This is a genomic window from Mitsuaria sp. BK037 (assembly GCF_014193045.1).
In the GTDB taxonomy this organism is placed as follows: domain Bacteria; phylum Pseudomonadota; class Gammaproteobacteria; order Burkholderiales; family Burkholderiaceae_C; genus Roseateles.
The window spans coordinates 1,970,571-1,991,846 of sequence record NZ_JACHYS010000001.1; the positions used below are offsets into that span (position 1 = coordinate 1,970,571).

19 protein-coding genes are annotated in these 21,276 nt (G+C 71.2%); 4 read left to right on the forward strand and 15 right to left on the reverse strand.

What is annotated here, in order from left to right; translation table 11 throughout:
* Positions 1 to 41 precede the first annotated feature (41 nt).
* From clpB to FHT37_RS08100, 4 genes are all read right to left on the reverse strand, one after another.
* Complete coding sequence (clpB, locus tag FHT37_RS08085) at positions 42 to 2,654, reverse strand: ATP-dependent chaperone ClpB (RefSeq protein ID WP_091733710.1); 2,613 nt, start codon at positions 2,652 to 2,654, stop codon at positions 42 to 44.
* Positions 2,655 to 2,751: 97 nt separating this feature from the next.
* A complete protein-coding gene (locus FHT37_RS08090; RefSeq protein WP_091733708.1) occupies positions 2,752 to 3,780 on the reverse strand; it encodes a S66 peptidase family protein in 1,029 nt (342 codons plus the stop codon).
* On the reverse strand, positions 3,777 to 4,157 hold the full coding sequence (gene crcB, locus FHT37_RS08095) for a fluoride efflux transporter CrcB (RefSeq protein ID WP_091733706.1): 381 nt from the start codon (positions 4,155 to 4,157) through the stop codon (positions 3,777 to 3,779). The genes FHT37_RS08090 and crcB overlap by 4 nt, the downstream gene beginning before the upstream one ends.
* Positions 4,154 to 4,648, reverse strand: a complete 495-nt coding sequence (locus FHT37_RS08100) for a molybdenum cofactor biosynthesis protein MoaE (protein ID WP_183480064.1) — start codon at positions 4,646 to 4,648, stop codon at positions 4,154 to 4,156. The genes crcB and FHT37_RS08100 overlap by 4 nt, the downstream gene beginning before the upstream one ends.
* 208 nt (positions 4,649 to 4,856) lie before the next feature.
* Between FHT37_RS08100 and FHT37_RS08105 the strand changes: the two genes are divergently transcribed.
* Together FHT37_RS08105 and FHT37_RS08110 are read left to right on the forward strand one after the other, a co-directional pair.
* Entirely contained in the window at positions 4,857 to 5,366 is a 510-nt protein-coding gene (locus FHT37_RS08105; protein WP_091733703.1) for a hypothetical protein, read from the forward strand.
* 142 nt (positions 5,367 to 5,508) lie between these two features.
* The gene (locus tag FHT37_RS08110) at positions 5,509 to 6,234 is read left to right on the forward strand and encodes a glutamine amidotransferase (protein WP_091733701.1); all 726 of its coding nucleotides are present in this window, start codon (positions 5,509 to 5,511) and stop codon (positions 6,232 to 6,234) included.
* Between the two features lie 119 nt (positions 6,235 to 6,353).
* Here the strand turns inward: FHT37_RS08110 and FHT37_RS08115 are convergent, their stop codons facing one another.
* The 10 genes from FHT37_RS08115 to FHT37_RS08160 form a co-directional block, all read right to left on the reverse strand.
* Positions 6,354 to 7,241 (reverse strand): RNA ligase family protein, encoded by an 888-nt coding sequence (locus FHT37_RS08115; protein ID WP_183480066.1) that lies wholly within the window; start codon positions 7,239 to 7,241, stop codon positions 6,354 to 6,356.
* Between the two features lie 344 nt (positions 7,242 to 7,585).
* On the reverse strand, positions 7,586 to 7,858 hold the full coding sequence (locus FHT37_RS08120) for a hypothetical protein (RefSeq protein ID WP_147241639.1): 273 nt from the start codon (positions 7,856 to 7,858) through the stop codon (positions 7,586 to 7,588).
* A 96-nt stretch (positions 7,859 to 7,954) separates the two neighbouring features.
* Complete coding sequence (gene kdpE / locus FHT37_RS08125) at positions 7,955 to 8,650, reverse strand: two-component system response regulator KdpE (protein WP_183480068.1); 696 nt, start codon at positions 8,648 to 8,650, stop codon at positions 7,955 to 7,957.
* Positions 8,647 to 11,391, reverse strand: coding sequence for a DUF4118 domain-containing protein (locus FHT37_RS08130; protein WP_183480070.1), 2,745 nt, complete (start codon positions 11,389 to 11,391; stop codon positions 8,647 to 8,649). Before FHT37_RS08130 ends, kdpE begins: the two co-directional genes overlap by 4 nt.
* A gap of 174 nt (positions 11,392 to 11,565) precedes the next feature.
* A complete protein-coding gene (gene kdpC / locus FHT37_RS08135; protein ID WP_091733689.1) occupies positions 11,566 to 12,156 on the reverse strand; it encodes a potassium-transporting ATPase subunit KdpC in 591 nt (196 codons plus the stop codon).
* Positions 12,157 to 12,172: 16 nt separating this feature from the next.
* Complete coding sequence (gene kdpB / locus FHT37_RS08140; protein WP_183481409.1) at positions 12,173 to 14,347, reverse strand: potassium-transporting ATPase subunit KdpB; 2,175 nt, start codon at positions 14,345 to 14,347, stop codon at positions 12,173 to 12,175.
* Between the two features lie 73 nt (positions 14,348 to 14,420).
* Positions 14,421 to 16,214 (reverse strand): potassium-transporting ATPase subunit KdpA, encoded by a 1,794-nt coding sequence (gene kdpA / locus FHT37_RS08145; RefSeq protein WP_183480072.1) that lies wholly within the window; start codon positions 16,212 to 16,214, stop codon positions 14,421 to 14,423.
* Between the two features lies 1 nt (position 16,215).
* The gene (gene kdpF, locus FHT37_RS08150; RefSeq protein WP_091733683.1) at positions 16,216 to 16,305 is read right to left on the reverse strand and encodes a K(+)-transporting ATPase subunit F; all 90 of its coding nucleotides are present in this window, start codon (positions 16,303 to 16,305) and stop codon (positions 16,216 to 16,218) included.
* Positions 16,306 to 16,505: 200 nt separating this feature from the next.
* The gene (locus tag FHT37_RS08155) at positions 16,506 to 17,678 is read right to left on the reverse strand and encodes a hypothetical protein (protein ID WP_183480074.1); all 1,173 of its coding nucleotides are present in this window, start codon (positions 17,676 to 17,678) and stop codon (positions 16,506 to 16,508) included.
* A gap of 43 nt (positions 17,679 to 17,721) precedes the next feature.
* Positions 17,722 to 18,402, reverse strand: coding sequence for an AraC family transcriptional regulator (locus tag FHT37_RS08160; protein ID WP_183480076.1), 681 nt, complete (start codon positions 18,400 to 18,402; stop codon positions 17,722 to 17,724).
* A gap of 140 nt (positions 18,403 to 18,542) precedes the next feature.
* On the opposite strand from FHT37_RS08160, the gene trhA reads away from it, so the two are divergent.
* Complete coding sequence (gene trhA / locus FHT37_RS08165; protein ID WP_091733677.1) at positions 18,543 to 19,214, forward strand: PAQR family membrane homeostasis protein TrhA; 672 nt, start codon at positions 18,543 to 18,545, stop codon at positions 19,212 to 19,214.
* 36 nt (positions 19,215 to 19,250) lie between these two features.
* On the opposite strand, the gene FHT37_RS08170 is transcribed toward trhA, so the two are convergent.
* Positions 19,251 to 19,925, reverse strand: a complete 675-nt coding sequence (locus tag FHT37_RS08170; protein WP_091733675.1) for a TetR/AcrR family transcriptional regulator — start codon at positions 19,923 to 19,925, stop codon at positions 19,251 to 19,253.
* 125 nt (positions 19,926 to 20,050) lie between these two features.
* Here FHT37_RS08170 and FHT37_RS08175 point away from each other — a divergent pair, with 125 nt between their 5' ends.
* A complete protein-coding gene (locus FHT37_RS08175; RefSeq protein WP_183480078.1) occupies positions 20,051 to 21,244 on the forward strand; it encodes an MFS transporter in 1,194 nt (397 codons plus the stop codon).
* Positions 21,245 to 21,276: the final 32 nt, after the last annotated feature.

The following is a 21,276-nucleotide window of genomic DNA, read 5'->3' on the forward strand; positions in this document are numbered from 1 at the left end:
GCCTGGGCGCCCCGCGGTCGTTCCGGCGCCCGCGGGCGCAATCAGTGGACGACGCGTCCGAACGAGAACTCGCCCGGCTCGCCGCCGATGGCGTGCTCGACACCGACCGGGATCACGTCCTTCGGACCGAAGCGCCCCTGCAGGATCAGCTTGGACAGCGGGTTCTCGATACGCTGCTGGATCGCCCGCTTGAGCGGCCGCGCGCCGAAGACCGGATCGAAGCCGACCTTGGCCAGCTCGTCGAGCGCCTCGTCGCTGACGTCGAGCTTCATCTCGAGCTTGTCCAGCCGCTGCTCCAGCTGCCGCAGCTGGATCTTCGCGATCGACTTGATGTGCGCCTGGCCCAGCGCGTGGAAGATCACCGTCTCGTCGATGCGGTTGAGGAACTCGGGGCGGAAATGCGCCTTGACCTCGCCCCACACCGCGTCGCGGATCACCTCGTCGGACTCGCCCTGCAGCGCCATGATGTGCTGCGAGCCCAGGTTGGACGTCATCACGATCACGCAGTTCTTGAAGTCCACGGTGCGGCCCTGGCCGTCGGTCAGGCGGCCATCGTCCAGCACCTGCAGCAGCACATTGAACACGTCCGGATGGGCCTTCTCGACCTCGTCCAGCAGCAGCACGCTGTAGGGCTTGCGGCGCACGGCCTCGGTCAGGTAGCCGCCCTCGTCGTAGCCGACATAACCCGGAGGCGCGCCGATCAGGCGGCTGACCGAGTGCTTCTCCATGAACTCGCTCATGTCGATGCGGACCATGTGGTCCTCGCTGTCGAACAGGAAACCGGCGAGCGCCTTGCACAGCTCGGTCTTGCCCACGCCCGTCGGGCCCAGGAACAGGAAGCTGCCCAGCGGCTTGTTCGGGTCGGACAGCCCGGCGCGCGAGCGGCGGATCGCATCCGCCACCGCGACGATGGCCTCGTCCTGGCCGACGACGCGCTCATGCAGCTTCGCTTCCATCTGCAGCAGCTTGTCGCGCTCGCCCTGCATCAGCTTGGACACCGGGATGCCGGTCGCGCGCGAGACCACCTCGGCGATCTCCTCGGCGCCGACCATCGTGCGCAGCAGCTGCGGCACCGACTTGTCCTTGGCCTTGCCGGCCTCCTTGGCCTGGGCTTCGTTCAGGCGCTTCTCCAGCTCGGGCAGCTTGCCGTATTGCAGCTCGGCGACCTTGTTGAAGTCGCCCTTGCGCTTGAGCTCCTCGATCTGGAACTTGATGCGGTCGATCTCTTCCTTGACGTGCGCGGAGCCCTGGGCCTGCGCCTTCTCGGCGGTCCAGATCTCCTCCAGGTCGTTGTATTCGCGCTGGAGCTTGAGCAGCTCTTCCTCGATCAGCGTGAAGCGGCGCTGCGAGCCCTCGTCGGTCTCCTTGCGCACGGCCTCCCGCTCGATCTTGAGCTGGATCATGCGGCGGTCGAGCCGGTCCATCGCCTCGGGCTTGGAGTCGATCTCGATCTTGATCTTGGCGGCGGCCTCGTCGATCAGGTCGATGGCCTTGTCGGGCAGGAAGCGGTCGGTGATGTAGCGGTGCGAGAGCTCGGCCGCCGCGACGATGGCCGGGTCGGTGATCTCGACGCCGTGGTGGACCTCGTATTTCTCCTGCAGGCCGCGCAGGATGGCGATCGTGGCCTCGACGCTGGGCTCGTCGACCAGCACCTTCTGGAAGCGGCGCTCCAGCGCGGCGTCCTTCTCGACGTACTTGCGGTACTCGTCCAGCGTGGTGGCGCCGATGCAGTGCAGCTCGCCGCGCGCGAGCGCGGGCTTGAGCATGTTGCCGGCGTCGATGGCGCCCTCGGCCTTGCCGGCGCCCACCATGGTGTGGATCTCGTCGATGAAGAGGATGATGCGGCCCTCGTCGGCGGCGACTTCCTTGAGCACGGACTTCAGGCGTTCCTCGAATTCACCGCGGAACTTGGCGCCGGCGAGCAGGCCGGCCATGTCCAGCACCAGGACGCGCTTGTCCTTGAGCGATTCGGGCACCTCGCCGTTGACGATGCGCTGGGCCAGGCCCTCGACGATGGCGGTCTTGCCGACGCCGGGCTCACCGATCAGCACCGGGTTGTTCTTGCTGCGGCGCTGCAGCACCTGGATCGCGCGACGGATCTCGTCGTCGCGGCCGATCACCGGATCGAGCTTGCCGGCGCGGGCGCGCTCGGTCAGGTCGAGGGTGTACTTCTTCAGCGCCTCGCGGTTGCTTTCCGATTCCTGGCTGTCGACCTTCTGGCCGCCGCGGACCGCCTCGATCGCGGTCTCCAGGGCCTTGCGCGTCAGGCCATGGCCGCGCACGACGCCGGCCAGGTCGCTCTTCGCGTCGGCCAGGGAGAGCAGGAACATCTCGCTGGCGATGAAGTGGTCGCCGCGCTTGGCGGCCTCCTTCTCCGCGGCCTGGATCAGGCCGATCAGGTCACGGCTGGGCTGGACCTGCTGGCCCTCGCCCTGCACCTGCGGCAGGCCGGTGAGGATCGCGTCGACGGCCGCCTTCAAGGCCGGCACCTTCACGCCGGCCCGCTCCAGCAGCGCCTTGGGGCCCTCGTCCTGGGCCAGCATCGCGCCCAGCACGTGGGCGGGCTCGATGTAGGGGTTGTCGCGCGTCACCGCGAGGCTCTGGGCCTCCGCCAACGCTTCCTGAAACCGGGTGGTGAGCTTGTCGACTCGCATGGGAAAAACCTCCGTTGCGACCCCAACTGGGAGTGTGTCCCCATATTTCAAGATGCTGGGATCGTGGCAAGGCGGGTGCCCAACGGCGGCAGGCGCTTCAGATCAATCTCTGCTCCAGCACCAGGCGGCCGTCCGCCCAGTGCAAGCGGGTGGAAGCACCCTGCACGATCGACCACTGCGGCGCCACATGGCCGATGTCCACATCCAGCAGCACCGGGCAGCTCAGGCCGCCCAGCGCGCGCCGCAGCGCATCTCGCTCGGTGAAGTCACCAGCCGACGCGACCGCCTCCGGCACAGCGCTGCGCCCCAGGACCACGCCCGCCGCGTCCTCGAACCAACCCGCCAGCCGCAGGCCATGCAGCGCCCGGGCCAACTCGAAGGGCGGCAGCTCGGCCACCTCGAAGAACAGGATCGGCCGCCCGCCAGCGCCGCAGGCGGCCCGGAACGCCCGGACGTCACCGAACGGCGTTCCCGCCAGCCTCGACACCGAATCCAGACAGCCGCCGATCATCCGGCCCTCGATGGTCAGCGGCTCGGCGCCATCGTCCAGCGCGCGGACAACCGTTCCCGGCGCCTGCGGCTGCGCCAGTTCGGCACCAGCGCCACTGGCCCAGGCATCGAAGATCCGTGCCGACACCGCATCCAGCGCCGGATCGGCCAGCTGCATGAGATTCGGCCCATGCAGCGATGCCCAGCCCACCCTCACCAGCAAAGGCAACTGGATCGTCGACAGGTCCGAGAACCCGCTGAACCACTTGGGCGGAGCGTCGCGGAGGCGGTCGAAGTCGAGATGCTCCAGCACCTCGATGGCCAACTCACCGCCCCAAGGCGGGATGACCGCCGCGACCGTGGGGTCGAGCAGCGCCGCCATCAATTCCGCCGCGCGCTCGGGCCCACTCGCGCTCGCGCCCTGCTCCTGCCGGCGCAGCGAGCGGCCCTCACGGACCTCGAACCCCTTGGCGCGCAGCAACGCCAGTGCCGCATCGAGTCGCTCATGCATCGCCGGACGGACGCCGGACGACGGCGCCATCACCGCGACGGTATCCCCCGGCCGCAACGCGCGGGGGAAACGCGGGCGTCCGGCGTTCACGGCGTCGGCTGCGGTCACGGTGCTTGCGGCGCTCATGCCGTGGTCAGCATCTGCATGAGCTTGAGCCCCGCCGCCGCCGCGGCCAGCGCACCGACGACATGCGCGGCCGAGTGCGACAGCGCCATCAGGAACTCACCGCGCTGCAGCAGCGACAGCGATTCGCCCGAGAACGAGGAGAAGGTGGTAAGGCCGCCCAGGAAACCGGTGACCAGCAGCAGCTTGAGCAGGTCATCGGGATAGCGGCCGAACCACTCGAGCGCCATGCCGATCAGGAAGCCGCCGACCAGGTTCACCGCCAGGGTGCCCAGCGGAAATCCCTGCCACTTCGTGTTCAGCCACAGGCCCGCGCCCCAGCGCGCCAGCGCGCCGCCCGAGGCCCCGACGGACACCGCCGCCACTTGCAACCAGCTCATCGACCATTCCCCTCCACGTGAATGCCCCATCGGGCGAGCGCCTCGTCGTCGGCGACGCGGGCGTCGACCCAGCGGGCGCCGTCCGGCCCGTGCTCCTTCTTCCAGAACGGCGCCTGCGTCTTCAAGTAGTCCATCAGGAACTCGCAGGCCTGGAAGGCCTGGCCGCGATGCCGCGCGCTGACCACCACCAGCACGATCTGCTCGCGCGGCCGCAGCGGGCCGACGCGGTGGATGACGCGCGCGCCCCGCAGGTCGAAGCGGCGGAAGGCCTCGTTGATCATGGCCTCGATCGAGGCCTCGGTCATGCCGGGGTAATGCTCCAGCTCCATCAGCGACACCGGCGTCCCGTCCGCGCCGTCGCGGACCGTGCCGACGAAGCTGACGACGGCCCCGACGCCACCATCCGCGGCGCGCAGCGCGAGCGTCTCGGCGCTGAGGTCGAAGTCTTCGGTCTGGACGGTGACGCGCGGCGTCGCGGCGGGCGGATTCATCCCGCCATTCTGGCCCATGGCCCGCGGCGCCCACCGGCCCGGCAACCGGCCGCCGGGCGGGCAGCGGCGCAGGCATGTTCCTGGGGAAAACCCACCCCGTCGCCTCCCCCATCCGATCGATGCGCGTACCGCACCCGCCCTCTAGCTTTGAGGCTGGAGTGCGCCGCGCTCCGGCTCGCCGCGCCGGTGCGGCCTTGCAGGAGCATTCATGTTCGGTCTGACCCTTCTCGGCGCCGTGCACACGGCCTTCGCGCTGGTGGCCCTCGTGGCCGGCTACGCGATGCTCTTGCGCCACGGCCGCATCGACGGCGCGTCCACCTGGGGACGCCTCTACGTCTGGTGCACCGTCGTCACCTGCCTGACGGCCTTCGGCATCTTCCGGCACGGCGGTTTCAACATCGCGCACACGCTGGCCATCATCACCCTGGTCACGCTGGCGATCGCCGCCGCCGCGGCCCGCACGCGCTTCCTCGGCGGCTTCTCGCCGTACGCGGAGACGCTGGGCTACTCCGCCACGCTGTTCTTCCACATGATCCCGGGGCTCAACGAGACCTTCACCCGCGTGCCCGTCGGCGCGCCGCTGTTCACCGGCCCCGACGACCCGGCGCTGCAGAAGGCCATCGGCGTGGTGCTGCTGCTCTTCCTGATCGTCATGGCGGCGCAGGCCTGGCGCATCCGCAAGGGCCCCGCGGCCGCACGGCAGCCGCATCCCGCCTGAGCGCAGCCCCCAAGCCTGAAGCGCCCATCGGCGAGCCTGTACGAATGGATAGGTCGTCTGGACGATCAGACGATGGCCGGGGCCGGGCGGGCGCGGATACTCGGCGCTCACCCTCCTCCCGCGCGCCGGCCGCGCCCGCACCATGTCCACGCTCAAGACCGTCCTGGCCCTGCGCCACCTGGCTTTCGAAGACCTCGGCCTGCTCGGGCCGGTGCTCGAGGCGCGCGGTTTCTCTCACTTCCTCATGCGGGACGCCGGCGTGGACGACCTGCGGGACGTGGACCTGGACGCGGTCGACCTGCTCGTGGTGCTCGGCGGCCCGATCGGCGCGTATGACGACGCGCTGTATCCGTATCTGAACGACGAGCTCGCGCTGATCCGTCGGCGCCTCGCCGCGCGGCGGCCGCTGCTGGGCATCTGCCTGGGCGCGCAGTTGATGGCGCGGGCGCTCGGCGCATCGGTGCGGCCGATGGCGCATGGCCGCAAGGAAATCGGCTTCGCGCCGCTCACCTTGACCGACGCCGGCCGCCAATCGCCGCTCGCGCCGCTGGCGCAAGGCCAGCCGGTGCTGCACTGGCACGGCGACCAGTTCGAGATCCCCGCCGGATGCGCGAGCCTCGCGACAACGCCGCTGTGCCCGCATCAGGCCTTCGCGGTCGAGGACTTCGCGCTGGGCCTGCAGTTCCATCTGGAAAGCGATCCGGCGCGGCTGGAGCAATGGCTGATCGGGCATGCCGGCGAGCTCGCGCAGGCGCGGGTCCCGCTGGACGCGCTGCGCAGCGACGCGAAGGCGCACGGGCCGGCGCTGCGCGTGGCCTTGGGCGATGTGATGGACCGCTGGATGGCGGGCTGGCCCGGCCGGACCTGACGCCCGGATCGGGCCGGCCGTCCGCCAAGGCATTCGACCACGCGACGCGGGCGCATCGCCGGCGCCAGGCCCGTCGCAAGAGGCAGGCACGCAACAGGCGTTCAAGCGCATCGCCGGCATCAGGCGCACCGCCGCTCGGGCGCGCCGGCGGACAGCGCTCGCAGCGCGCCCAGCGAGCGCAGCGTCTTCAGGCCGAGGTCGCGCCAGTGCACCGTCGGCTGCGCCGCGAACAGGTCCGCGCCGCCCGCGAGCGCGTTGGGCAGCAGCGAGGGCAAGGGGCTCGGGCCCTCGTCCGCCGTCTGCACCAGCCGGTAGCGCGCCAGCACCTGCCGGTCGTCCTCGACCTTGACGATCAGCCCCGCCGCCGGGCCGCTGCGGTCCGCGCGCGACTGCCACAGCGCCGCCGGCAGCGACTCGCGGATCGCCACCGCCTCGAAGGCGCGGCGCCAGTCGGTCGAGGCCGCGAGCGACGCGCGCAGCAGCGGCTCCAGCCAGTGCGGGTGGGTCGGCATCGGCCCCGCGTAGAGCACCGGCGCGCTCAGCACCGGTGAGCCCTCGAGCAGCGCCAGCCGACGCGATGTCGACAGGCAGTGGCCGCTGTCGCGATCGACCAGCTCGGTCGCGATGAAGTAATGCGGCAGCCGGTCGTACCAGACGCGACGCATCGCGTAGGTCCAGGCGCCGTGCAGCGCGAGGCGGTCGCCGAGCCGCTCCATCAGCCGATGCTCGTGGGCCAGGGCCCAGATCTTCAGCGGGATGAAGGGGCGCTCACCGAAGCCGCCGGCCAGGGGACGGCCCTTCGAGGCGAGCCGCAGCTCGCCGCGCGCGTCGAAGCCCAGTTCGGCATCGGCGCCGTCGAAGGCTTCCTCGATGACGACTTGTTGCCCGGCCAGCGTCGACAGCGGCAGCCGCTCGACGCTGGGGCCCGTGGGGTCAGACAGCGGGCTCGGGCCCGCAGGGGTCGCCGCGCGCGCCGAGGGCGGCAGCGGCAGGGAGATGAGATGCATGGATCCGTCGGCCTGTCGCGTTGTTGGCGCGAGCAGGACCTCATGAGGTCAAGGGACCGACGGGGAGCGGAAGGTGGCGCGCCATGCGGCACCGGCATCAGGACCGGTGGAGCATCGCGGCGAAGGAATCGGAAGGATCCGGACAGCCGTCGGCGATCAGCGAAGGGTGAACGTCGGGTTCTTCATCGGGCACCTCCTGGATGGCAAAGAGGTTGAGGGAGCGCGCGGGCGGTGGGCCTCGGCGGCGTGGGCGATTCTTCCACCGCGGCGATGACGGCGTCAACCGCGCGTGACGCCCCTGCTCGCCGCAGGGCCGGGGACGCGGCCACGACGGCCGCGCGGGCTCACTTGCCCTTCTTCTGCACCAGCTTGGCGTAGTCCGCCTGCAGCTTGGTCATGAAGTCGACCGTCGCGCGGAACTGCTGCTCGTGGAAATCGATGAGCTTCTGGAACTCGTCGGCCGCGACCTCGAAGGGCGTGCCCGCCGCGCGCATCGATTCCATGATCGCCTTCTGCGACGCGAGCACCGTGCTCCACGCCGCGTAGTTCTGCTCGAACGCCTTCTTCGACTGCTCGAAGAAGGTCTTGGCGAGTTCGACCTGGGCCTGCTGAATCATGAGATCTCTCCTGTTGAGCGTGTTGTCGAGCCAGCGCCCGGGACGGGCGTGCGGGCAATGCTACAGGGGACGCGGCCCGCGCGGGACCGCCGGCGCTCAGGGCATGAGCCGGTAGCCGACGCCGGTCTCGGTCAGCAGGTGCCGCGGGCTGGCGGGCTCGGCCTCCAGCTTCTGGCGCAGGTTGCCCATGTAGACGCGCAGGTAGTGGTTCTGCTCGACCTGCGACGGCCCCCACACCGCCTTCAGCAACTGGCGGTGCGTCAGCACCTTGCCGGCGTTGCCGATCAGGTGGCTGAGCAGGCGGTACTCGATCGGCGTCAGGTGTACGTCCTGCGCCGCGCGGCGCACGCGGCGCGCGGCCAGGTCGACCTCGACCTCGCCGAAACGGAACACCGGGTCCTGCTGCTCGCTGGCCCGCGCCTGGCTGCGGCGCAGCGCGACGCGCACCCGCGCCATCAGCTCGCCGACGCCGAAGGGCTTGCTCAGGTAATCGTCGGCGCCATGGTCCAGCGCGGCGATCTTGTCGTCCTCCGCGCCGCGCGCGGACAGCACGATCACCGGCACCTGCGACCAGGCGCGCAGGTCGCGCAGGAAGTCCTGGCCATCGCCGTCCGGCAGGCCCAGGTCGAGGATGACCAGGTCCGGCCGCCGGGTGCCGGCATCGATCAGGCCCTGGCGCAAGGTGCCGGCCTCGTGCACGGACCAGCCCTCGCCCTCCAGGGCCAGCCGCACGAAGCGGCGGATGTTCGGTTCGTCCTCGACGATCAGCGCGATCGGCTGCGGTTCGCTCACGGCAGCGGTTCCCCGTCTTCTTCGAAGGCCGGCAGCGCCGGCGATTGACCCAGGCGCAGCGAGAGGCTGAAGCGCGCCCCGCCCTGCGGTGTCGCGCGCTCGGCCCGGATGCTGCCGCCGTGGGCCTGCATGATGGCACGGCAGATCGCCAGGCCCAGGCCGACGCCCGGCAGGTGCGACTCGGCATGGCCGCGCGCGAATTTTTCGAACAGCGCCTCCTCGCGACCGGGCGGCAGCCCCGGGCCGTTGTCCTCGACGGACAGGCGCATCTCGCCCTCGCCCGCCTGCAGCGCGCGCGGGTCGCCGATCGCCCGCGCGATCACGCGGATCTCGCTGCCCGGCGGCGTGTACTTCGCCGCGTTCTCCAGCAGGTTGACCAGCACGCGCTCGATCAGCACCGCGTCCAGTTCCACCATCGGCAGCGTCGCCGGCACGTCCAGCACGACGCGATGTCGCGCCAGCGTCGTCCCCATCAACTGCAGGCTGCTGCCGACCACCTCGTCCACCGGCTGCCATTGCCGGTTGAGCTTGAGCGCGCCGCTCTGCAGCCGCGCCATGTCCAGCAGGTTGTGGACCATCGCGTTGATGCGCAGCGACTGCTGCTCGATCGCGCGCGCGGTCTCGGCCGCGCCGGCATCGAGCTCGCGCCGGGCCAGCGTCTCGGCCAGGCCCTGCAGCGCCGCCAGCGGCGTGCGCAGGTCATGCGACAGCGCCGACAGCAGCGAGTTGCGCAGCCGCTCCGACTCGATCTGCAGCAGCGCCTGCTGCGCGACCTCGACGTAATGCACCCGCTCCAGCGCCTGGCCGGCGATGCGCGCGGCGGTCTCGAGCTGCGCGCGGCGCTCGGGCAGCAGCAGCGTGCGCGCGTCGCCGGGGCGCAGCGCCAGGACGCCGCGGGTGCGCATCGGCGCGCGCAGCGGCAGGTAGAACCACTGGCTGCCCGGCAGCGTGTCGGTGCCCAGGCCCGCCGCCTGCTCGTGATCGAGCGCCCAGCGCGCCGTGCCCGCGTCGGAGCGCTCGCCCGGCGGCAGCGCCTGCTCGGTGGGCGACGGCTGCAGCCGGTCGTCCTCGTCGAGCACATGCAGCAGCGCCCGTCCGCCGAACTGCTGCGCGATCTGCTGCTCGGCCGTCGCCACCACCTGCTCGGTCTGCAGCGCGCCGGCCAGCTCGCGGGTCAGCTCGAACAGCCCGCGCGCGCGCGCCTCGCGCTCGGAAGAGACGCGCGCCTCATACCGCAGCCCCGCCGTCAGCTGCCCGGTGACCAGGCCGACGGCCAGCATCACCGCGAAGGTGATCACGTATTGCACGTCGCTGACCGCCAGGCTCAGCTTGGGCGCGACGAAGAGGAAGTCGAACAGCGCGACGCTCAGGAAACTCGCCAGCACCGCCGGCCCGCGGCCCCAGCGCATCGCCACCCCGACCACGCCGAGCAGGAACAGCATGACGATGTTGTCGTTGGCGATCCGGTGCGACAGCGGCCAGCAGGCCAGCGCCACGCCCACGCAGGCCAGCGTCGCCCAGAGGTAGCGACGCGGCGCGGCGCCGAAGCCGGGGCCGCGCTCGTCGGCGCTGCTGCGCTGCGTGGCCGATGCGCCGACCTGGATCAGGTCCAGCTCCGGCGCGGCGCCGCCCAGGCGGGCCGCCACACCGCGGCGGCCCCAGCGCCGCGACGCGGGCTCGACGCGGCCCATCAGCAGCTTGGACAGGTTGTGCTCGCGCGCGTACTCGGCCAGGGCCGGCGCCGGGTCCTGACCCGCCAGAACCGCCGTCGTCGCGCCCAGGTCCTGGGCCAGTCGCACCACGCGCAGCGTGCGCTCGCGCCGCGCATCCGGCAACCGGTGCAGCGCCGGCGTCTCGACATGGATCGCATGCCAGCTCACCGCCAGCTGCTGCGCCAGTTGCGCGGCGCTGCGCACGACCGATTCCGCCTCGTCGCCCGGTCCGATCGCGCAGAGGATGGCCGCCTCGGTCTTCCACACCGGCGCGATGCGCTCGTTGCTGCGCCAGGCCTGCACGTCGTCCTCGACGCGATCGGCGGTGCGGCGCAGCGCGAGCTCGCGCAGCGCCATCAGGTTGCCCTTGCGGAAGAAGTGCTGGCCCGCGCGCTCGGCCTGCGCGCCCTGGTAGACCTTGCCGGCCTTGAGCCGCGCGAGCAGCTCGTCGGCGGGCGTGTCCACCAGCACCACCTCGTCCGCGCGATCGAAGAAGGTGTCGGGCAGCGTCTCCTGCACCCGCACCCCGGTGATGCCGCCGACGACGTCGTTCAGGCTCTCCAGGTGCTGGACATTGACGGTGGTGTAGACGCTGATGCCGTTGGCCAGCAGTTCCTCGACGTCCTGCCAGCGCTTGGGATGCCGCGAGCCGGCGACATTGGAATGCGCCAGCTCGTCCACCAGGATCAACGCGTCCGGCTGGCCGCGCAGCCGCTCGAGCGCGCCGTCGAGGTCGAACTCCGGCAGCGTGCGGTCGCGGTAGGCCACCTGCTGCATCGGCAGCCGCGGCAGGCCGTCGAGCAAGGCGGCGGTCTCGGCGCGGCCATGGGTCTCGACGACGCCGACCAGCGGCGCGCGGCCCTGCCCGGCCAGATGCCGCGCCGCCTGCAGCATCGCGAAGGTCTTGCCCACCCCGGCCGAGGCGCCGAAGTAGATGCGCAGGCGACCGCGCGACGCCGCCTCCTCCTGCTGGCGGAGCTGCGCCAGCAGGCTGTCGGGGTCAGGTCTCTCATCGGTGACGCTGGGCATTCGGCGATTCTCTCCTTGGATGACGGGCCGCGGCGGTCAGAAGCTCCGGGAGACGCTCAGCACGACGCCCGTATCGCCCAGCCGTTTCGCCCAGCCGTTTCGCGCGCTGCATGAGCGTCGTCGAAGCCGACCCGGAGCGGCCAGGCGCTGGCGGCAGACAGGTCTTCATGACATTCAACGAGCGGAGGGCGCGTGGTCCAGCGCGAGGTTGAGCTTGAGCACGTTGACGCGCGGTTCGCCGAGCACCGCCAGGTCGCGGGCCTCGGTGTTGGCCTGGATCAGGCGCTGGACGGCTTCGACCGGCAGGCCGCGCTCGCGCGCGACGCGGGCGGCCTGGTAGCGGGCGGCGGCCATGCTGATGTGCGGGTCCAGCCCGCTGGCCGAGGCGCTGACCAGGTCGACCGGCACCGGCGCGCGGTTGTCCGGGTCGGCGGCCTTGAGCGCCTCGACGCGCGCCTTGACCGCGTCGACCAGCGCCGGGTTGGTCGGTCCCTGGTTGGAGCCGCTGGAGCCGGTCGCGTTGTTGGCCATCGGCGCGGTGGCCGACGGACGGCCCCAGAAGTAGCGCGGCGACGAGAAGCTCTGGCCGATCAGCTCGGAGCCGATCACGCGGCCGTCGCGCAGCACGAGGCTGCCCTCGGCCTGGAACGGGAACAGCGTCCTGGCCACGCCGGTGACCGCGGCCGGGTACAGCAGGCCGGTGACGGCGCTGAGCAGCGCGAAGCCGACCAGCGCCGGACGCAGCATCTTGAGAGTCGAGTTCATGGTGAGTTCCTCCGCGTCACACGAGACGCAGCGCGACCAGCAGCAGGTCGATCGCCTTGATGCCGATGAAGGGCACGACCAGGCCGCCCAGGCCGTAGATCCACAGGTTGCGGCGCAGCAGCGCGGCCGCGCCGATGGGGCGGTAGGCCACGCCCTTCAAGGCCAGCGGGATCAGCGCCACGATGATCAGCGCGTTGAAGATGACCGCCGACAGGATCGCCGACGCCGGGCTGTGCAGACCCATCACGTTGAGCGCGGCCAGCTGCGGGTACACGCCCAGGAACATCGCCGGGATGATGGCGAAGTACTTCGCGACGTCGTTGGCGATCGAGAAGGTGGTCAGCGAGCCGCGTGTCATCAGCAGCTGCTTGCCGGTCTCGACGATCTCCAGCAGCTTGGTCGGATTCGAATCGAGGTCGACCATGTTGCCGGCCTCCTTCGCCGCCTGCGTGCCGCTGGCCATGGCCACCGCCACGTCGGCCTGCGCCAGCGCGGGCGCGTCGTTGGTGCCGTCGCCGGTCATCGCCACCAGCCGGCCTTCGGCCTGGTAGTCGCGGATCAGCTTGAGCTTGGCCTCGGGCGTGGCTTCGGCGAGGAAGTCGTCGACGCCGGCCTCGGCCGCGATCGCCGCGGCGGTGAGGCGGTTGTCGCCGGTGATCATCACCGTGCGGATGCCCATCCGGCGCAGCTGCGCGAAACGCTCCTTGATGCCGCCCTTGACGATGTCCTTGAGCTCGACGACGCCCAGCACCCGCGCGTGGCCGTCGGCCAGGTCGGCCACGACCAGCGGCGTGCTGCCGCGGCGCGCGACCTCCTCCGCCACCGCGGTGACCTGCGCCGGCATCTGGCCGCCGTGCTGCTCGACGAAGCGGCGGATCGCGTCGACCGCGCCCTTGCGCAGCTGGCGCTTCGGATGCTCGGGATCGCCGAAGTCGACGCCGCTCATGCGGGTCTGCGCGGTGAACGGCACGAAGTGCGCCTGCAGCGCGGCCAGCTCGCGCTCGCGCAGGTTGAAGCGCTGCTTGGCCAGCACGACGATGCTGCGGCCCTCGGGCGTCTCGTCGGCCAGCGAGGCCAGCTGCGCCGCGTCCGCCAGCGCCTGCTCCGGCAGCGCGGGCGCCGGCAGGAAGGCGCTGGCCTGGCGGTTGCCCAGCGTGATCGTGCCGGTCTTGTCGAGCATCAGCACGTCGACGTCGCCGGCGGCCTCGACCGCGCGGCCGGAGGTGGCGATCACGTTGGCCTGCATCAGCCGGCTCATGCCCGCGACGCCGATGGCCGAGAGCAGGCCGCCAATGGTGGTCGGGATCAGGCACACCAGCAGCGCCACCAGCGCGGTGATCGACACGACGGTGCCGGCGCCGGCCGCCTCGACCGCGAACAGCGAGTACGGCAGCAGCGTCACGGTCACGACCAGGAACACCAGCGTCAGCGCGACCAGCAGGATGGTGAGCGCGATCTCGTTGGGCGTCTTCTGGCGCTTGGCGCTCTCGACCATCGCGATCATGCGGTCGAGGAAGGCCTCGCCCGGATTGACGGCGATGCGCACGACGACCCAGTCCGACAGCACCCGCGTGCCGCCGGTGACGGCCGAGAAGTCGCCGCCCGATTCGCGGATCACCGGCGCGGACTCGCCGGTGATGGCGCTCTCGTCGACGGAGGCGACGCCCTCGATGACCTCGCCGTCCAGCGGCACCAGGTCGCCGGCTTCGACCAGCACGACATGGCCCTTGCGCAGTTCCTCCGAGGCCACCGGATGCCAGGACGAGCCGTGGCGCGGCGCTTCGAGCTTCTTCGCCCAGGTCTTGGCCTTGAGGCCGCGCAGCGAGGCGGCCTGCGCCTTGGAGCGGCCCTCGGCCAGCGCCTCGGCGAAGTTGGCGAAGAGCACGGTGAACCACAGCCACAGCGCGATCGCGAGCATGAAGCCGGGGCCCTCCGCGCCCGCCAGCGCGGGCTGGGCGAAGCTCGCCAGCCACAGGCCGGTGGTGAGGAGGCTGCCGGCATAGACGACGAACATCACCGGGTTGCGCAACTGCACCGACGGCGCGAGCTTGGCGAAGGACTCGCGGATCGCCGGCTTCACCAGCGTGGGATCCCACAGGCCGCCGTTCCCGCCGGAACGTGACGGTGCCGGGGGTGGATCGTGCGGTGCCGGACCGGAGGGCGTGGCGCCGCCGAGGACCTCGGCGCGCATCGAGGTCGGCACCGAAGTCGGCGCCGAGGGGTGAACTGTCTTGAGGGGTTGGGTCATGTCAGGCTCCGAAGCTTCACTTCCAGAGCATCAGGTGCTCGACGACGGGGCCGAGCGCGAGCGCGGGCACGTAGTTCAGCAGGCCGACCAGGAGGACGGTGCCGATGAGCAGGACGACGAACAGCGGGCCGTGCGTGGGCAGCGTGCCTTCGCCGACGGGGATGCGCTTCTTGGCGGCCAGGCTGCCGGCGATGGCCAGCACAGGCACGATCACCAGGAAGCGGCCCAGCCACATCGCGATGCCCAGCAGCGTGTTGTAGAAGGGCGTGTTGGCGGACAGGCCGGCGAAGGCGCTGCCGTTGTTGTTGGCCGCGGAGGTGAAGGCGTAGAGGATCTCGCTGAAGCCATGCGCGCCGGGGTTGGCGATGCCGGCCTTGCCGTCGCCCGAGAGCACCGCGATCGCGGTGCCCGCCAGCACGACGATGGGCGTGACGAGGATGGCGACGGCGCTCATCTTCATCTCGAAGGGCTCGATCTTCTTGCCCAGGTACTCGGGCGTGCGGCCGATCATCAGGCCGGCGATGAAGACGGCGAGGATCGCGAAGATCAGCATGCCGTACAGGCCGGTGCCCACGCCGCCGAAGACGACCTCCCCCAGCTGCATCATCACCAGCGGCACGGCGCCGCCGATCGGGGTGAAGCTGTCGTGCATCGCGTTGACCGCGCCGCAGGAGGCGGCGGTGGTGACGACCGCGAAGAGCGCGCTGGCCGAGATGCCGAAGCGGGTCTCCTTGCCTTCCATGTTGCCGCCGGCCTGCAGCTCGGAGGCCTGCAGATCGACGCCCTGCGCGGCCACCAGCGGATTGCCGGCCTGCTCGGCGGGCGTGGCCACCAGCACGCCGGCGATGAACAGCGCGCTCATCGCCGCGAGGATCGCCACGCCCTGCCGGCGATCGCCGACCAGTTGGCCGAAGCTCAGGCACAGCGCCGCGGGGATCACGAAGATCGCCACGATCTGCAGCAGGTTGGTCAGCGGCGTCGGGTTCTCGTAGGGATGCGCGGAGTTGGCATTGAAGAAACCGCCGCCATTGGTGCCCAGCATCTTGATCGCTTCCTGCGAGGCGACCGGGCCCATCGCGAGCTGCTGTTCGCCGGTGCGCTGGTGCTCCATGACGGGCTGGCCCTGCGCGTCCTTGAGCGGCTGGCCGTCGGCGCCGAGCTTGGGCGTCTGGTAGTCCTGGGCTTCGATCGTCTGCACGGTCTTGTAGCCGTCGAAGTTCTGGATGACGCCCTGCTGGACGAAGACGACCGCGAGCAGGAAGGACAGCGGCAGCAGCAGCCAGAGGGTGCAGCGGACGATGTCGGCCCAGAAGTTGCCGACGTGGCCGGACAGCCGGGAGGCGAAGCCGCGGATGAGCGCGAACACGACGGCGATGCCGGTCGCGGCGGACAGGAAGTTCTGCACCGTCAGCGCCAGCATCTGGGTGAGATAGCTCATCGTCGACTCGCCGCCGTAGCCCTGCCAGTTGGTGTTGGCGACGAAGCTGATGGCGGTGTTGAAGGCCGAGTCGGGCGTCACCGCGCCCAGTCCCTGCGGGTTGAGCGGCAGCACGCCTTGCAGGCGCTGCAGCGCATAGACCGCGAGCACGCCGATGAAGTTGAAGACCAGCAGCGCGACGGCGTACTGCTTCCAGCCCATGCCTTCATCGGGCCGGATGCCGGCCAGGCGGAACAGCGGGCGCTCGATGGCGGCGATCCAGCGCGGCACGCGACCCTGCGCGAGCGCGGTGATCCAGCGGGCGAGCGGCCAGGCCAGCAGCAGCGTGACGGCGAGGTAGAGGGCCAGGTTGGCCCAGGCGAGGTTCGTCATGTCAGAACTCCTCGGCGCGCCAGAGCGCGATCAGGAGATAGACGAACAGACCGGCGCTGAGGAGTCCGGTCAGCCAGTAGAGCGCGTTCATGGCCTGCTCCCCAGCCGGTCGCTGGCGACCGCCAGCCCGACAGCGACAAGGAACAGGACCACGCTCAATCCGAGAAAGAGTGCATCCATTTTTTCGAGGTCCCATGCCCTCTGGATTGAGGGCGGGATGGGATGGATGGACTCTAGGAATCAGCGGGTCAAGGGCGTGTAGAAGGTCGGGGCCCGGGTATCAAGATCTCATCAAGAAGACGGTTTGGCCGCCACCACCGGCCACAGCGCATCGACCGGCCGCTCCAGCACCCGCGCCGCGACGGGATGGAACGCGGCCGGAGCCAGCCGGCCGTCGCGGACGGCCCCGGCGAGCCAGCGCTCGATCGACCCGCCCTGCTCCACCCATCGGTCCTGGCGCAGCAGGCCGTAGAGCCCGGCGGCGACGACGTGCATGCCGTCATCGGCCTTGCGCCAGCGGTCGGCCGGATTGCGGGCGACGCCCAGGGCCTCGCTGATCAACTGGTCCAGCGCCTGGACCAGGTCCTCGTTCACCAGGCCCTCCAGCGTCGTGTAGCCCCAGCGCGGATCGTGGTCCCGCACGATGCGCATGACCAGCGGATCGCGCTCGAAGGCCGCCAGCGCGGCGGTCGCGGCGGGGCCGTCCATCGGCACCGGCGGATGGAGCATCTCGTGGGCGGCGATGCGGACGGTGGTGGCCGTGTCGTAGTCCGCCGATTGCAGGAAGGTCTGCCCCTGCACCTTGATGCCATGCGGCTTGGCGAACTGCAGCAGCACGATCTGGATCTCTGGATCAAAGCGCCGGCCGGTCAGCTTCTCCTGCCAGGAGATCACGTCGAAGCCGGCCAGCGCGCGGCCGACCTCGGCGATGCGGCGCTCCAGGTCGCCGATCCGCTCCTTGCGGAAGGCCGCGAAGCCGGCATCCCGCAGGCCGACCAGGATGGCCTCGATCCGCGGCGCCGCGCGCTCGAACCAGGCCCAGTCGGCGTCGCTCCAGTAGCTGCTCGCCCGGTAGCTCGGGAGGATGGCCGTCCGCCGTGACCGCAGCGCGGTCAGCAAGGTGTCGAGCGTGGCGTCGTTGCCGTCCGCCGAGAACAGCACCTGCAGGTTGGGGCCGAGCAGGCCGAAGCCGTCCTTCGTCGCCTCGTTCCACAGCCGCGCCACGTCGTCCCGGACCACCGCCGGCAACCGCGGCGAGAAGGCGGCAGCATCGGCGGCATAGAAGTCCAGGTAGAGCTGCGTGCCCGACAGCGGACCGAGGAAGGCGATCGCATCGGCGCCTTCGGAGCCGCGCACCCGCCATCGGGCGCGATTGGGCTTGGCCTGCGCTCGCGCGCGCAAGGCGGGCAGCAGGGACGCGAGGCCCACGATCGCGGGCGCGGAGAGCAAGGTGCGGCGTTTCATGCCGCGATGCTAGGTGGCAGGCCTCGCCCGCTCTTGAACGGACTTAACCCAAGAGCCGCTTCGGTGTCTGGCCGGTCAGGGCAACGATGGCGCGCGTGAAATGGGCCTGGTCCGCGAAGCCCGTCTCGGCGGCGAGCGCCGCCAGCGTTCCGCGCCAGCCGGGCAGCCGGCGCAGGGCCTGCAGCGCGCGCAGTTCCAGGCGGTATCGCTTCGGGCTGATGCCGTAGGCGAGACGGAAGCCCCGGCTGATCGACTGCGGCGCGAGGCCCATCTCATCGGCCCAGTCGGCAATGCCGAGCGCCGGATCGTCCGCCAGCGCCTCGGCCAGCAGGTCGGGCCAATCCTGGAGGCGGGACTTCACGGGACGAAAGCTGCGCCGCAGCAGATCGGCGGCCTGGACCGGATCACGCTCGGCGAGGCGGGCGATCGCGTCGACCTCGTCGACATGGCCCAGCGCGTCGCCTCGCGCATCGCTCGAGGCCACCGCGGGCCAGCCCATTTCCGCGATCGGCAGGTTCAACACCCGCGCCCCGCGACCGGAGAACTCGTTGCGATGCGATTCATGCGCCCCGTGGAGCACGGCCTGGCCGGCCTCGACGCGGAGACGGCCCCGGTCGCCGGCTTCCACGTATCCGCCCGCCAGCACGAGCGCGACATAGCCGTGATCGTGGCGGTGCCGGGGCATCCGCTCGAAGGCGCTGTGCATGGAGATCACGGTCGTCATGGGCTGTCCCTCTGGCCAGATCGCGAATCGCGGCGCCGCGCAGCGGACGGCCGAGGCGGTGGAGTATCGCCGCCCGCTCCCGCGCGTGGACAATCGCCCGATCGCCGCCCCCGTCACGCTCACCCGTCACGCCAGCCTTCATGACCGCTCGCACCGTCCCCGCCGACCGTCCGCAGACCCGCGGCGAAGAGATCGCCAACGCCATCAGCCACGGCCTGGGCGCCCTGCTGGCCGTGGCCGCCCTGCCCATCCTCGTGACGCGGGCGATGGGGCACGGCGAGGTCGCGGACGTGGTGGCCGCCGCGATCTTCGCCTCCACCGGCATCCTGCTGTACGGCATCTCCACGCTGTACCACGCGCTGCCGGCCTCCCTGGCCAACGGCCGGGTCAAGGCCTGGCTGATGCGCCTGGACCACGCGGCGATCTACGTGTTCATCGCCGGCAGCTACACGCCCTTCACCCTCGGCGTGCTGCAGACCGGCCCCGGCGTCACGCTGCTGGTCGCCGTCTGGGCCGCCGCGGCCTTCGGCGTGACGATCAAGCTGCTGAACCGGCTGCGCCACCCGCTGGTGTCCACCGCCCTGTACCTGGCCATGGGTTGGGTGGTGGTCTTCGCCATCGGCCCCCTCGTGGAGCAAACGCCCGGCCCGGGCCTGGCGCTGCTGGTGGCCGGCGGGCTGAGCTACACGCTGGGCGCGGCGGTCTTCCTGCTCGACAACAAGCTGCGCTACGCGCATTTCGTCTGGCACCTGTTCGTGCTCGGCGGCAGCGTCTGCCACTTCTTCGCGGCGCTGTTCTACGCCTACCGCTGAGGACCGCATCCGGCCGGCGGCCTCGGCGCGGCGCGCTCAGGCCTTCACCTTCGCCAGGTGGCTGGCCAGCATCCCGGCGGTGATGCGCGCGACCTCCTTGGGCTTGAGGCTCTCGTCGAAGAGCATCTCCACCGTCGCGTAGATCAGCTCCACGACGATGCGGCTCGCCAGCTTGAGCTCCGCACGCCGGGCGCCGGGCAGCGCCTGCACCAGCAACTGCGTCTGCGCCTCGGTCACCGCCGCGTGCGAGGCCAGCCGCACCTCCTGCAGCGCCGGCACCGCCCGCATCGCGCGCATGATCCACACGCCGCCGGCGGTCGCGCGCGTCGCCTCGTAGGTGTCGAGCAGCAGGCCCGCCAGCGCCTGCTCCAGCGCCGGCACGCCGCCCTGGATCACCTCGACGGACATCCACTTCGCGACGCATTCGTTCTGGCGCTGCATCAGGCGCTGGCCCAGCTCATGCAGCAGCGCGTACTTGTTGGGGAAGTAGCGGTACAGCGCCGGCGGCGACACCCCGGCGCGCTCGCACACCAGGTTGGTGGAGAGCCGCTCCACGCCCACCTCGATCAGGGTCTGCGCCGCGGCCTCGAGCACCCGCTCGTAGGTCTCGGCGGCGCGCTGCTGCGCCGGCAGCTTCTTGGCCGCGAGCGCTGGCGCGGCGGTCGTGGGCGTGGGCGGAGGAGCGGCGGTCTTGCGGCGGGCAGTGGGCATGGGAATCGAAATGGCGAGGCAACGGCAGGAAGGCTGCGGGATTGTTCCAGGGCGCGAGGCACCCCAGAACGATAGCCATGACTATAAGATCGCCAGCCATCATCCACCGCTCCGCTTGCGCCGAAATGACACACACGCTGCCTCCCGGCCCGACGTCTCCCAGCGCCCGCGGCGCGCAGGTGCTGGCGATCCTCGTCGGCTCCGTCGCCCTGCTGATGCTGGGCCTGCAACCGCTGCTGCTGGGCGCGCTGCTGGAGGCGGGCCAGGTGACGCTGGAAGGCGTGGGCCTCGTCGCCATGGGCGAGATCGTGGCCCTGGGCCTGGGCGTGCTGATCGGCGACCTCTGCTTGCCGGTGCGCTCGCTGCGCGCCATCACCACCCTGGCCGCGTTGGCGGCGGCCGCCCTGGACCTCGTCACCACGCGGGTCGGCGGCGACCTGGCGCTCGGCCTGGTCCGCGCGGCGGCCGGCATCGCCGAAGGCCTGATGGTCTGGAGCACCACCGCCGTGATCGTGCGCGCCGCCGTGCCGGAGCGGCTGGCGGGCCTCTTCTTCGTCGTGCAGACCCTCGCGCAGGCGACGACCGGCCTGGTGCTGGCGCACCTCGTGCTTCCCGTCGCCGGCTGGCCCGGCGGCTTCGCACTGCTGGCCGGCCTGTGCGCGCTGGCGGCCCTGCTCGCGGCCCGCTTCGCGCGCCCGCTCGGTCCGCTCACGCCCACGGTGAGCCAGGCCGGCGTCGGCATGCGCTGGACGCGGCCCCGCATCGGCACGCTGCTGCTCGTCTTCCTCCAGCTCGCGACGCTGGGCGCGCTGTGGGCCTATGCCGAGCCGCTCGGCACCCGCGCCGGCTTCTCGCCGACAGCGGTGCAGACGCTCATCGCGGCCGGGCTGGGCATGCAGGTGCTGGGCGGCAGCGTCGGCACCTGGCTGGTCCGGCGCGCACCGATCCGGCCGGTCCTGCTCGGCTGCTGCCTGGTGCTGGGGCTGAGCGCGCTGGGCATCGCGCGCACCGCCCAGGGCGGGCCCCTGGCCTTCGCCGCGCTGTGCGGCCTGTTCACCTTCACCTGGCTGTTCATGCTGCCCTTCCAGATGGCGCTGGCCTTCCGCGTCGACGGCAGCGGCCAGGTCGCCTCGCTGGTGCCGGCGGCGCAGCTCTTCGGCAGCGCCTTCGGGCCGCTGATGGCCTCGCTGGTCGTCACCGGCGAGGCGGTCGCGCCGGTGCCCTTCGTGGCCGCCGGCTTCGCGCTGCTGGCCATGCTCGCGCTGCCGCTGACCCGCAGCGCGCCGCGCCAGGGTTTCTCCGAGCGTCAATTTCGGTAGTCATCGCTATACCATAGCCATCACTATCAACT

What these genes read in the sequence shown, in the direction of transcription:
- FHT37_RS08155 (WP_183480074.1), bottom strand. Translation starts at nt 17,678, where the DNA reads ATGAAACGCCGCACCTTGCTCTCCGCGCCCGCGATCGTGGGCCTCGCG.
- FHT37_RS08100 (WP_183480064.1), bottom strand. Translation starts at nt 4,648, where the DNA reads ATGAATCCGCCCGCCGCGACGCCGCGCGTCACCGTCCAGACCGAAGAC.
- FHT37_RS08130 (WP_183480070.1), bottom strand. Translation starts at nt 11,391, where the DNA reads ATGCCCAGCGTCACCGATGAGAGACCTGACCCCGACAGCCTGCTGGCG.
- kdpC (WP_091733689.1), bottom strand. Translation starts at nt 12,156, where the DNA reads ATGAACTCGACTCTCAAGATGCTGCGTCCGGCGCTGGTCGGCTTCGCG.
- kdpF (WP_091733683.1), bottom strand. Translation starts at nt 16,305, where the DNA reads ATGAACGCGCTCTACTGGCTGACCGGACTCCTCAGCGCCGGTCTGTTC.
- FHT37_RS08170 (WP_091733675.1), bottom strand. Translation starts at nt 19,925, where the DNA reads ATGCCCACTGCCCGCCGCAAGACCGCCGCTCCTCCGCCCACGCCCACG.
- FHT37_RS08175 (WP_183480078.1), top strand. Translation starts at nt 20,051, where the DNA reads ATGACACACACGCTGCCTCCCGGCCCGACGTCTCCCAGCGCCCGCGGC.
- kdpA (WP_183480072.1), bottom strand. Translation starts at nt 16,214, where the DNA reads ATGACGAACCTCGCCTGGGCCAACCTGGCCCTCTACCTCGCCGTCACG.
- FHT37_RS08120 (WP_147241639.1), bottom strand. Translation starts at nt 7,858, where the DNA reads ATGATTCAGCAGGCCCAGGTCGAACTCGCCAAGACCTTCTTCGAGCAG.
- clpB (WP_091733710.1), bottom strand. Translation starts at nt 2,654, where the DNA reads ATGCGAGTCGACAAGCTCACCACCCGGTTTCAGGAAGCGTTGGCGGAG.
- FHT37_RS08160 (WP_183480076.1), bottom strand. Translation starts at nt 18,402, where the DNA reads ATGACGACCGTGATCTCCATGCACAGCGCCTTCGAGCGGATGCCCCGG.
- FHT37_RS08090 (WP_091733708.1), bottom strand. Translation starts at nt 3,780, where the DNA reads ATGAGCGCCGCAAGCACCGTGACCGCAGCCGACGCCGTGAACGCCGGA.
- crcB (WP_091733706.1), bottom strand. Translation starts at nt 4,157, where the DNA reads ATGAGCTGGTTGCAAGTGGCGGCGGTGTCCGTCGGGGCCTCGGGCGGC.
- FHT37_RS08115 (WP_183480066.1), bottom strand. Translation starts at nt 7,241, where the DNA reads ATGCATCTCATCTCCCTGCCGCTGCCGCCCTCGGCGCGCGCGGCGACC.
- kdpB (WP_183481409.1), bottom strand. Translation starts at nt 14,347, where the DNA reads ATGCGCGCCGAGGTCCTCGGCGGCGCCACGCCCTCCGGTCCGGCACCG.
- trhA (WP_091733677.1), top strand. Translation starts at nt 18,543, where the DNA reads ATGACCGCTCGCACCGTCCCCGCCGACCGTCCGCAGACCCGCGGCGAA.
- FHT37_RS08105 (WP_091733703.1), top strand. Translation starts at nt 4,857, where the DNA reads ATGTTCGGTCTGACCCTTCTCGGCGCCGTGCACACGGCCTTCGCGCTG.
- FHT37_RS08110 (WP_091733701.1), top strand. Translation starts at nt 5,509, where the DNA reads ATGTCCACGCTCAAGACCGTCCTGGCCCTGCGCCACCTGGCTTTCGAA.